8 protein-coding genes are annotated in these 11,439 nt (G+C 61.6%); 5 read left to right on the forward strand and 3 right to left on the reverse strand.

Annotation, left to right across the window (positions count from 1 at the left end; genetic code table 11):
• The first annotated feature begins 71 nt into the window (after positions 1 to 71).
• Complete coding sequence (locus QM470_RS03300; RefSeq protein ID WP_283338176.1) at positions 72 to 1,694, forward strand: sensor domain-containing diguanylate cyclase; 1,623 nt, start codon at positions 72 to 74, stop codon at positions 1,692 to 1,694.
• A gap of 261 nt (positions 1,695 to 1,955) precedes the next feature.
• Positions 1,956 to 2,375: a hypothetical protein gene (locus tag QM470_RS03305; RefSeq protein ID WP_283338177.1), complete on the forward strand. Its 420-nt coding sequence runs from the start codon at positions 1,956 to 1,958 to the stop codon at positions 2,373 to 2,375.
• Positions 2,376 to 2,463: 88 nt separating this feature from the next.
• Here QM470_RS03305 and QM470_RS03310 read toward each other — a convergent pair whose 3' ends face one another.
• Entirely contained in the window at positions 2,464 to 3,585 is a 1,122-nt protein-coding gene (locus QM470_RS03310; RefSeq protein ID WP_283338178.1) for a GGDEF domain-containing protein, read from the reverse strand.
• Between the two features lie 358 nt (positions 3,586 to 3,943).
• Complete coding sequence (locus QM470_RS03315) at positions 3,944 to 4,867, reverse strand: LysR family transcriptional regulator (protein ID WP_218331714.1); 924 nt, start codon at positions 4,865 to 4,867, stop codon at positions 3,944 to 3,946.
• Positions 4,868 to 4,968: 101 nt separating this feature from the next.
• Here QM470_RS03315 and QM470_RS03320 point away from each other — a divergent pair, with 101 nt between their 5' ends.
• From QM470_RS03320 to leuD, 3 genes are read left to right on the forward strand one after another with little or no spacing between them, the layout of a single operon-like run.
• Positions 4,969 to 5,934: a tripartite tricarboxylate transporter substrate binding protein gene (locus QM470_RS03320; RefSeq protein ID WP_283338179.1), complete on the forward strand. Its 966-nt coding sequence runs from the start codon at positions 4,969 to 4,971 to the stop codon at positions 5,932 to 5,934.
• Positions 5,935 to 5,936: 2 nt separating this feature from the next.
• Complete coding sequence (gene leuC, locus QM470_RS03325) at positions 5,937 to 7,370, forward strand: 3-isopropylmalate dehydratase large subunit (RefSeq protein ID WP_283338180.1); 1,434 nt, start codon at positions 5,937 to 5,939, stop codon at positions 7,368 to 7,370.
• Positions 7,363 to 8,010 carry a 3-isopropylmalate dehydratase small subunit gene (leuD, locus tag QM470_RS03330; protein WP_283338181.1) on the forward strand — a complete coding sequence of 216 codons (648 nt, stop codon included), beginning with the start codon at positions 7,363 to 7,365 and terminating at the stop codon, positions 8,008 to 8,010. The genes leuC and leuD overlap by 8 nt, the downstream gene beginning before the upstream one ends.
• 242 nt (positions 8,011 to 8,252) lie before the next feature.
• Here the strand turns inward: leuD and QM470_RS03335 are convergent, their stop codons facing one another.
• A complete protein-coding gene (locus QM470_RS03335) occupies positions 8,253 to 11,084 on the reverse strand; it encodes an HD domain-containing phosphohydrolase (protein ID WP_283338182.1) in 2,832 nt (943 codons plus the stop codon).
• Between the last annotated feature and the right edge of the window lie 355 nt (positions 11,085 to 11,439).

An 11,439-nucleotide genomic window follows, 5' to 3' on the forward strand; every position in this document is an offset into this window, starting at 1 on the left:
ATTTGCTCATAACGGCCTGGAGGGTGTACGTGAGCAAGGCATTACCGCAGCAAGCCCAGCACAGACGGTCCATGCGATCCAGCGTGCGCATGGTGACGCTGGGGGTGGCGCTCGCCTGGCTGGCCTTGGTGGCCAGTATCGGGTGGTGGATGTCACAGCGAATTGTGGCGTCGGAGCTGGACCGTTTGGCGGCCAGCGCTGAATACGAAGCCAAAACCACCGCACGCATCATGGACCGGCTGTTCACCGAAATGGTGAGTGTGGCCAACATGGTGGCACGCCAGGGACTGGTGATACAGCTCGCCACCCGCTATCGCACCGATCCGCCCGACCTGGCCGAGCTCACACGCCAGCAGCGCGCAGCGCAATTCACGCAAGACCCATTGGTGCGCAAAGTGGGCGACTTCATGGATGCGCTGTCTGGCGATCTGCGCTATGCCCGCATCTACATGAACAACATGTCGGACGACACGGTCACCGCCAGCAACTGGGCGGAGTCCGACAGCATTGTGGGAATGATCTACTCCGGTCGGCCCTATCTGGTCGACGCATTGCGTGAGGGCAATGGCCATTCCTTCGGTATCGCGCGCCTGAACAAGACGCCATCCTATTTCGTGGCCAGCCGGATTGAGAGCGAAGACGACCAGCCCCTGGGTTCCGTCACGGTCAAGTTCGATGCCCCGGATATGGTTCCCTACCTGTCCGGGAGCCACATTGCACTGATCCTGGATCGCCAAGGTCGGGTGACCACCACATCGTCCGCGCCATTCATGCTGCGCAACGCGAGTGCGCTGCTGCCGCCTGGTTCTGCACCTGCTGCGGCCAGGACCAACGCCTTGGATAGTGATGAGCAGCCAGGCGAGCCTCTGGATGTGCGTGCAGTGACCGGCTCGGATCTGTGGATCATTGACGGCAAGCCCTACCTGCTGCGGCATGAGCCGCTCTCCAACACCCAATACCAATTGATCACACTGGCGAGCCTGGATCATTTGCCAGGCATGCGCAGGCTGCACCTCGGGTTGGCTGGGCTGGTCGCGTCGGTGGGTCTGCTTTTCATTCTGCTCTGCGGTCACGTTATAGGACTGATGGTGGAGCGGCGGCAGGACGAGTGGTACGCGGCGAACCATGATGCGTTGACCGATCTGCCCAATCGACGCAACGTGCTGGGTCACCTGGAGCAGTTGTTCGCCCAGGCCAAGAAAACGCAGCAATGGGTGGTGGTGGCTTTCGTGGATCTGGACGGGTTCAAAGCGATCAACGACACCTATGGCCACGAGGTCGGCGACCAATTCCTTGTCGAAGTCGGCCGGCGCTTGACCACAGGCTTGCGTCAGAGTGACATGCTGGGACGGCTGGGGGGTGACGAATTCGTCGTCATTGGACTGATCGATCCGGCAAGCCCTACCGACCAGGACCAGGCCCTGGAGGCCATGCGCAGCCGCTTGGCCCCCCTGCTGATCGGGCGGTATGCATTTCCGGAATGCAGCCTCGACTATCCGGGTGCCAGCTTCGGCATTGTGAGTGTCGACCCTTCCATCAGCTCGACACAGACCGTGCTCAGGGAGGCGGATCTGCGCATGTATGCGGACAAGCAGGCTAGGCGGACGTCGCGAAGGGAGCCGGCAAAGGCTGATGCAGCCTGTGAAACAGGCGAACTGCCAGGGCACGATACCCGGATGCCACTCCCAACCTAGGTCCAGCGAACGATGGTTTGTGAATGACCAATAACCACTACACACTTTCTAGGTACATCCGCCCTGCTCTGATAAAGCTCTTGCGGAAAAGTCAGTGCATGTCGCCCAGGCCGCAAGGCAAGATGCAACTCCAATCCTGAAGCACGACATGGCTCAGCTTCTTGAGATTCCTCCCTCAGACGGGCTGCGCGACCACAGGCAGTAGCTCCACGTTGAAGTACACGTGTGAATCCAAAAGCCACTAAATGACGCATGGACTGCATGCCTATCTTTTCCAAGCTTTCCACACCGATGAACCGCCGCATAGGCCTCATGGGCATCGGGTCGGCCGTCGCGGCTTTGGTGTCAGGCTGTTCTGGTGCCCAGGTGCTCGACCATCTGGTGCCCCATGACACCTACCACGGCCGTACCAGCGTGTCCTACGGGCCCGATCCACGGCATCTGCTGGATGTGTACCAGCCAGCCACGGATACCGTGCCCGGCAATGCACCGTTGGCGCTATTTTTATATGGTGGCACCAGGCGCCAGCAACGACGGAGAAGCCGCAGCCAATGCTGCCGCAAACAATTCCAACCGCACGGAGCACAGTTGCACTGGCTACACGCTGCCTATCAGCGTCTGAGGCAAGCCGAGCCTGCAGCTGATCTGCGGCGACGCTCACCCACGCTCAATGCCCGGTGAATTACGTGCGGATGACCGCCGGAGACGGCATACGGCCAGAAGCAGCCCTTGGGATCATTGATTTTGTCTTCCGAATGGATCGCCAGGACTACTGACACGCCGTAGCCAGTGGAGCTTGGGCCGAGTAGCTGTGCACCTGGTTACGGCCGTTTGACTTAGCGTGATACATGGCAGCATCAGCCTGGGTCAACATGGTGGATACACCGGCGCAGTCCGAGTCCGCTTCGGCTACCCCGACGCTGATGGTGACTTGCAGTGTGGTGCCATTGACGGGCTCCTCGATGGCTTGCACGGCAAGTCTGATCTTTTCCGCGATCTTTACAGCCTCTTGCATATTCGTGCCAGCGAGCAGTACCCCGAACTCCTCCCCCCCCAGTCGACCGCACAGGTCCGCTTCACGTAGCGCCGACTTGATCTGCCGCACCACGGCTTGCAGCACCTTATCGCCCGCTGCGTGACCGTGGGTATCGTTGATCTGTTTGAAGTGGTCGATGTCCAACAACAGTGCACACAGAGGGACTCCGTAGCGCCGGGTATAGACGAACATGGTGTCGGCCTGTTCATTGAAAGCGCGGCGGTTATTTACCCCTGTCAAATCGTCCGTACGGGCTGCGTTGCTGGCGATGCTGTGTTGGACCTCCAACTCACGGCGCAACCGCAGAAGTGACTGCAACGCGCCCGACAACTCCCGGGTTGCGCGCACGACGAAGGCGCAAAACGCCAGGGAGGTCAAGGCCAGCAGGCGCTGTTCGGTGCTTGGTTGGATGAGCAGCCACAATGTGATGGGCAGTAGAACCAGACCGACGGCAATCAGCGACATGTAGCGGTAGGCCGAGTAGGCAGAAATTGCACTGCCTGCCATGCCGACTGCAAAAAAAAGTGTGATGACCTGCGACAGCAGGTTGCTGCTGGACGTGAGCAGAAAAGCACCGATGCCCCAAACTCCGGATGTAAATACCAGAGTGACCCAATACACGCCTTCCCAGCGAGCAATCGTATGGTGTTTGGGGAGGCGGTGGTTGTAGCCCCAGAACAGAAACAGGCGAACCATGGCGGCCAGACACAGCGTGATAAGCCACGGTGCGATGACGCTGCGGTTGCCCAGATCCAGCTGCAACCAAGACAGCGCCAGTGCTCCACCAACGCTACCGTATGGAGCCGGGAAGGATTGGCGGAACAGGAGCTGCAACTGGTCAGTGCGCACCTGCATGGCAACGGACCCAGTGGCGGGGAGCTCGGGTGCTGGCAAGCGTGACATGGTCGGTGTGAGGACTGTGCAGGGAATGTTGTTACATCATACTGACGCTTGATGAGCCAGTCGGTTTTGGAATACGGCCACGTTTTGATTGCCGGGTATCTGTCGGATCCCGGATGATGCGCTACTGACATTGAGCGACATCGTGCCTCGCCATGACCGCTTTGAGTCGATTGCGGTCCACGGCCAATTCCCCACACCCCCATCCCCTAGGCACCAGGCCGGTCATTGCCAATCCCGTCACAGCAGGGCATGTGGCACCCAACGGATGCCTTAGCTTGGCAAGCCAAACTATGGCTGTCACCCCAGGCAACTACCAGCAGCCCAGCAACTCCGTGCCCTTCTTGCGCATAGGCTCAAAGGCATCGACAAGTCGATCCACCATCGCCCGGACTTTTGCTGGCATGCGATTGGTTGTCTGAAAAACTGCATAGATGTCGGCCGCAGGTAGCTGCCAGTCTGTCAGAAGTGGAACAAGCCGCCCCGCTCTCACATGCTCTGCAATGTCCCACTGTGAGCGCAAAAGGATGCCTCGTCCCTCCAATGCCCAAGACAGAGCAGCACTGCCGTCGTTTGAACTCAGGTTGGAACGCACCTTGACGGTCTCCACATCGGCATTTTTTCTCAGGTGCCAGGTGCCAAAGGTCTCGTCGGCCTCGCGGATAAAAATGCAGTTTCGACTCCCCAGATCTCGAGGCGCCGACGGCATACCGTGCCTGGCAATGTACGACGGTGCGGCACAAAGCAGCCGCCGATTTTTGGCAAGCAAACGCGCCGTCAATCGACTGTCTGCGGCCTCGCCAAAACGGATGACCAGATCGAAGCCCTGGTCTACCAAGTTGATCGCTTTATCGGTGAGATGGAGTTGGATCTCCACTTCGCCAAATTCCTCGGTAAACCGCGACAGCACAGGCGCAAGGTATGACCTTCCGAAGCCTAGCGTTGCGCCGATCCGCAGCGTACCTTGCGGCTGATGGCTGCCGCTTCCCAGCCGATGTTCCAGTCCCTGCAACTGCTCCAGGATCCGCGCACCGTCGGCAAGGTACACCTCGCCATCCGGGGTCAGGCTCAACCGCCGGGTGGTCCGGTTCAACAGCCGCACGCCCAGGCGTTCCTCAAGGGCCGCAAGCCGTCGGCTGACCACAGGCGGAGTCACGCCGAGCTCCTGCGCCGCCGCAGCCATGGTGCCCAGCTTGGCAATCAGCCCAAAGAGATGAAGATCTGAGATTGCGTCCATTGTTGTCTACAAAGCAATAAAGAATGAATTGTCAGTAATTTATTTAAATTTCATTCATTATTAGGATTACTCCTGCTACTTACAACTATCAGGAGACAACGATGAACCGCAGAGCCCTTGTGCTTTCCTTGGCAGCCTGTTTGCCACTGTCCCATGCGTTTGCGCAGAACCCATACCCCACCAAACCCATCAAGCTGGTTGTGCCATACGCTCCAGGTGGAAGTGCTGACATCGCCGCACGCCTGGTGGCCGATGAGTGGGGCAAGGCATTAGGCAATTCGATTTTCATTGAAAACAAGGGTGGTGCCGGCGGTAACTTGGGCGTGGATCAAGTGGCCAAGTCCGCACCGGACGGCTATACCATCGGTCTGCAGACTGTTTCGCTGGCCATCAATCCGGCACTGGGCACCAAGATGCCTTATGACACGTTGAAGGACCTGTCTCCCATCAGCACCGTCGCGACCTCGCAGCACGTGCTGGTCGTGAACAATGGCTTGCCGGCAAAGAACCTGAACGAGTTGATCACGCAGCTCAAAGCCAAACCTGGTGGCATGAGCTATGGATCGGCAGGCTCTGGCAGCACCTTCCACATTGCAGCCGAGTTGTTCAAGAGCGTGGGCAACCTGGACGTGATGCACGTACCTTACCGCGGTGGAGGCCCCGCCTTGGTAGACACCATCAGCGGGCAGGTGCAAATGGCTTTTCCCGTGCTCTCCGCCGCACAGCCCCATGTTCAGGCGGGGAAGATCCGCGCTCTGGGCGTGACGGGAAAACAGCGATCAGCACTGATGCCCGACGTCCCGACCATTGCCGAAGCAGGTCTGCCTGACTATGCATTCGAGACGTGGTTCATGGTGTTTGCGCCAGCTGGAACACCTGGCGCTGTCATCGAAAAACTCAATTCCGGCCTGCGCAGCGCACTGGCCAACCCTGCCATCAAGGCTCGAATGACCAAGGAAGGCTATGACCCCATGCCCTCCACGCCCGTGGAGGCTCGCACACGCCTGGAGCGTGAGCTGCCTCAGTGGGCCAAACTGGTCAAAGAGCGCGGCATCACCAGCGAGTAACTATGCCTCACGAAAAAACAAACACCCCACGAACGCTCTATCAGAAGCTGGTTGATAGCCACACGGTCCGCAGACTCGATGAAGACAACGTACTGCTGTACTGCGATCTGCATCTGATGAACGAGTACACCAGCCCGCAAGCCTTTGCCGGCCTGCACGAAGAAAACCGCAAGGTAGCCGCACCGGGTCAGAACGTGGCAGTGGTCAGCCACATCATCCCCACTGATGCATCCCCGATCCGGGTGATTCACGATGCCGCCTCTGCTTTGCAAGCCAGCAATCTGGCACGCAACTGCAGTTTCCACGGCATTCCTTTGTTCGACACCAACGATGCCATGCAAGGCATCGAGCACGTTGTCGCACCAGAGCATGGAATGATCCGCCCTGGCATGGTCGTGATCTGTGGTGACAGCCACACCACGACCTACGGCGCGCTTGGAGCGCTCGGCTTCGGCATCGGCACTTCTGAGGTCGAGCATGTACTGGCCACGCAGACCCTGGTGTATCGCACGGCCAAGGACATGCGCATCCGCGTCGATGGAGCCTTGCCCACGGGCACCACCAGCAAAGACCTGATCCTGATGATCATCGGCCAAATAGGTGCGCAGGGCGCCCGAGGTTTTGTGGTCGAGTTCTGTGGCAGCGCCATTGAGCAACTTTCGGTCGAAGCGCGCTTCACCTTGTGCAATATGGCCGTGGAAGCCGGAGCACGAGGGGCGCTGATTGCGCCTGACCAGCTTGCATTGCAGTACGTACTCGCCAAGTGTCCAGACATCACTGGACCCGTTCAGGAGGCAGCACTGCATGCCTGGGCGATGCTGCGCAGCGATCCTGGTTCCCGGTTCGATGTCGAACATGCCTTTGATGCCTCGCTCGTTGAACCCCACGTGACCTGGGGGACCAGTCCGGACCAGGTTGTGCCGATCTCGGGCCTCATCCCTTCCCCGGAAAGCCTGAACAGCGAGATGCGCCGCAGTGCCGAGCAAGCCTTGAGGTACACCGCCCTGCAACCAGGCACCCCGCTGATTGGCACCCCTATCGAGCATGTATTCATCGGTTCGTGCACCAATGCGCGCATCGAGGATTTGCGCGCTGCGGCCAGCATCGTTGCCGGCAAGCATGTGGCTCGCGGTGTACGAGCAATGGTCGTTCCGGGCTCCGGAGCCGTCAAATCGCAAGCGGAAGCCGAAGGCCTGGCCCAGATTTTCGTGGATGCCGGCTTTGAATGGCGCAAGCCAGGCTGCTCAATGTGCCTGGCCATGAACAACGATGTGCTCTTGGACGGGATCCGCTGCGCCTCCACCACCAACCGCAACTTTGAAGGCCGTCAAGGCCGCGGTGCTATCACGCACCTGATGAGTCCTGCGATGGCGGCAGCTGCAGCTGTCACCGGAAAAATTACTGATGTGAGAACCATGGAGCACAGCCATGTCTGAAAAAAAACTGATCACCGGCCGCGCAGCTGCGGTGCGCATCGACAACCTGGACACCGACCAGATCATGCCCAAGCAGTTCCTGCGCGGCATCGACAAAGCGGGTTTATCCGAAGGTCTGCTCTATGACTTACGGTACGACAAGCACGGCCGGTTGCGCGGCGAATTTGTGCTCAACAAACCTCAGTTCGCCGAAACGAGCATCCTGATCGGGGGCTCCAACTTTGGCTGCGGATCCAGCCGTGAACATGCAGTGTGGGGGATGCTCCAGTACGGTATCCAAGCCATTGTGGCCCCTAGCTTTGGCGAGATCTTTTACTCCAATGCCATGGGCAACCGCCTGCTGCTGGTTCAGCTGCCTGTGGAGAAAATCGAAGCCATGATGAACTTGGCGGATGCGTCAGATTCTCCCCAGATGAACATCGATATCGCCAAGCGCCATGTCACCTTCGGCGGTGAGCAAGCTGACTTCGATATCTCTGCCAGGCACCAGTCAATGTTCCTGCAGGGCGTGGATGTCATCGGACTAACCCTGACCTACAAGGATGACATCGAGGCCTTCCAGCGATCACACTGGGAACAGCAGCCTTGGATACACGATGTCTCCCGACGCATGAAAGAGCGGCTGACCCATCACGTCTAAAGCGATGGCAACCCTCTGTGGTCTGGCTGGCAGCGATGCGGAGAAAGCCGTCATCCACCGCCATATCACCAGCGACCGCCATCTCTGCGCAGCAGGCCTTGACTCCCAAGGCGCTACTGACAGCAACGGGTCGATTGCGGACCAGGGTCAATCGCCCCCCACAGGCTCCGGGCCGGCCATTGCCCATCCCGCCACCGCCGGGCCTGTGGCACACAAGCTATGCCCCGGCTTGGGAAGTAAACCTATGGCTTGGGTAGCAAGGCCTCCAGCGCGTCCAGGTCCACGGTGTCGCGCTGCTCGGGTTTCATGAAGCGCACGGCAAACGCCTCCCACAGGCGGCTGCGCAGGAAGTAGCGGAACAGGCCCGGGTCCAGGTGCTGTTCCTTGCACATGAAGGCCATGATGCGCAGGGTTTCGCTCAGGGTCTTGGGCGGTTTGTAGGGGCGGTCGGCGGCGGTCAACGCTTCGAAGACATCGCTCATCGCCATCACACGGTCCAGCACGCCCAGGCGTTCGCCGGGGATGCGTCGGGGGTAGCCCTTGCCGTCCAGGCGTTCGTGGTGCGTGGCGGCCAGCTCCGGCACCTGCTCCAGCCCCGGCGGCCAGGGCAGGCCCTTGAGCATGATGTAGGTCTGCACCATGTGGTCGTTGATCTTGAAGCGGTCCTCGTCGGTCAGCGTGCCGCGGCGGATGCCCAGGTTGTGCAGCTCGCCCAGGTTCTGCTGGTAGGACGGCAGCTTCATGTCGAAGCCGTATTTGTTGCGCGGGTCGCCCGCTTCCACCGCGGGGCGGTTGTCGCCCCAGGGCACACGGTGTTCGGGCAGGTCGGCCAGCAAGGCTTCGGTGGCGGGCAGGCCCGGCGCTTCGGGCCGCAGCTGCTGCAGCTGGCGCAGCTCGGCGTCGGACAGGCCCAGGCGGTCGTCGAAGTGGCGTTGCCAGTCTTGCGCACCGATGGCCTGCAGGCGGGCGATGGCGTCGTCGGACAGGAATTCGCCGCCCACATTGCAGGTGGCCACAAACGTGAAGTCGTCGATCAGCTGCTGCTGGCGGGCGGCCAGTTGGGCGGCGTCCAGCTCGCCGCGCGCGGCCGCCAGTTCGGCGTCGCGCCACAGGATCTCGAAGCGCAGCCGCACTTCATGGATGCGGTTGCGTATGGCTTCCAGCTTGGTGGCCTTGTCGACGATGTGTTCCGGGCTGGTCACCTTGCCGCAGTCGTGCAGCCAGGCGCCCAGGCGGAAGGCATAGCGTTCGTTCTCGCTCATCTGGAAGTCGGCATACGGCCCGTCGGCCGCCGCGTGCAGGTGGTCCGCAAACGCGATGGCCATCTGCGGCACGCGCTCGCAATGGCCGCCGGTGTAGGCGCTCTTGGCGTCGATGGCGTCAGCGATCAGCTGGATGATGGCGTCGAAAAGGCGGCGCTGCGATTCCAGCAGCTGGCGGGTTTCGATGGCCACGGCCAGCATGCCCGAGAGCCGGCGTGCAAAGCGCTGGAAGGCTTCGTCCTCGTGCGCGGCGTCGGCCTTGAACTCCAGCACCAGCAGCCCCTGCAGACTGCCCTGGCGGCCGCGCAGTTCCAGATCCAGCCGGTTCACGCCGCCCTGCACACCACGGGGCGCGGCCGGCAACGGCGGGTAGGCAAAGTGTTCCGGCAGCGGTGTGGCCAGGCTGCCGGCTTCTGCGGCGCGCTGCATGCTACCGGCCTGTGCGTCCCACAGGTAGACGGCTGCGGCCTCCGATTGCGTGGCCTGCGTCAGCTGCTCCAGCACCTGCTGCAGCATGCGCTCCACTTCCGGCACCGTGGCCAGGCGTTCGATCAGGCTCAAAAAGGCCTCGATGGTGTCGCCCATGTGCTGCATGGCCTGGGACAGCTCACCCACCTCGCTGACGCGGCTGGGCGGCAGCCGGTTCCCGGTGAAGTCGAAGCGGGCGATGCGCAGGCTGCGTTCGCGCAGGCGGTTGATGCTGCGGCCTATGGCCTTGCCTGCGGCCCAACCGAGGGGCAGCAGCAACAGCGACAGGATCACGGCCAGCCCGATGAAGTACAGCGCGCGCTGGCGGGCCTCGGCCGTCAGCTCATCCAGTGGCAGCATCTGCAGCAGCTCGAACACCCCGCCCAGGCCGATGTCGATCTGGGTGTGCAGCCCCACCCATTGCCGGCCATCGATGGTCAGAATCTGCGGTTTGTCGGTGTGCCTCGAGGTCTGCTGCAGGCGCAGCAGTTCGGGCTCGCCAATGGCGTCCAGCATGGGCTGCGTGTCGCGGTCGCTGCTGTTCAGGTTCACCGTTGCCGCCATCACCTGGCCGCTGCTGTGCAGCAAGGCCAGGCGCGTGCCCGGGGTGGTCCGCAGCCCCACCAGCATCTGCTCCAGATCGTCAAAAGCCACATCGATACCGACCACGGCATCGCCCGAGGTGGCCTGCTGGCTCAGCGTGACGCCCAGGCGCTGCGTGGTGGCAAAGCGGTAGGGATCGGACAGCTGGGCGGCGCCGGGATGTTCGCGCGCCAGCGCATACCAGGGGCGGGTGCGGGGATCAAACTGGTAGTCGGCCCGCTCCTGGGTCTGCTGCAGCCTGCCGTCTTCACCCAGAAAATGAAAGCGGCCGACGCTGCGGCCATCGGGCTGGTGGCTGATGGTCTGCACCAGGTAGACCGCACTCTCCGGCACGTTCAGGCGCTGGCGGATGCTGGCCAGGCGCAGGGGCCGCCCCAGCAGAAAATCCCCATTCGGGTAGGCCACATAGATGGCGGCTTCCAGTGGGTTGGCGCGCAGCTCGCCCAGCAGCACGTTCAGGGCCTGCAGCCGGGTGGCTTCGTCCGTCGCCAGCGGCAAGCGGCCTGCGCCGATCTGGCGCAGCGCCCCCTGGGCGGGGATCAGTTGCAGGCGGATCTGTTCGCGCAGCAGCAAGGTGTCGCGCACCGCGCGCTCGCCCGCGTCCTGCACCAGTTGCCGGGTGGTGGCCACCCACCCCAGGCCGATCAGCAAGGCAGCCACCAGGCCCATGCAGGCGATGGTCAAAGCGGCAATGTGCACGCGGATGCGGAACTGCTGGGGGACAGACAGGATGCGGTTCATCAGACCAGCTTTCCGCAGGTGGACGCACCCGCCATGGGATTCAGTTTACGGTGCATCGCAGCAGACCGTGGAAGCTACATGCATGGATCGTCGGGGCTGCGTTGCAAAAAAGCAGCGTGGCAGCCTGCCGTCTTCTGTGTCGCCCACTGGCGCCGTCCCCTGCCCCAGGGCCTGCAGCAGCGCCTCTGATGGGGATTGCGCTGCGCCAGAGGAAGTGTCCGGGCAGGCGCCCCCAGCGCCCTGCCCGATCCGCGCATCTGGACCGCCCGGAAAGCGATGCCGCAAAACAAAAAACCGCTGCAGCTTGCGCTACAGCGGTTTTTAAATCTGGCGGAGTGGACGGGACTCGAACCCG

The sequence above is a fragment of the Comamonas sp. 17RB genome (assembly GCF_030056555.1).
Classification (GTDB): Bacteria; Pseudomonadota; Gammaproteobacteria; order Burkholderiales; family Burkholderiaceae_C; genus Comamonas; species Comamonas terrigena.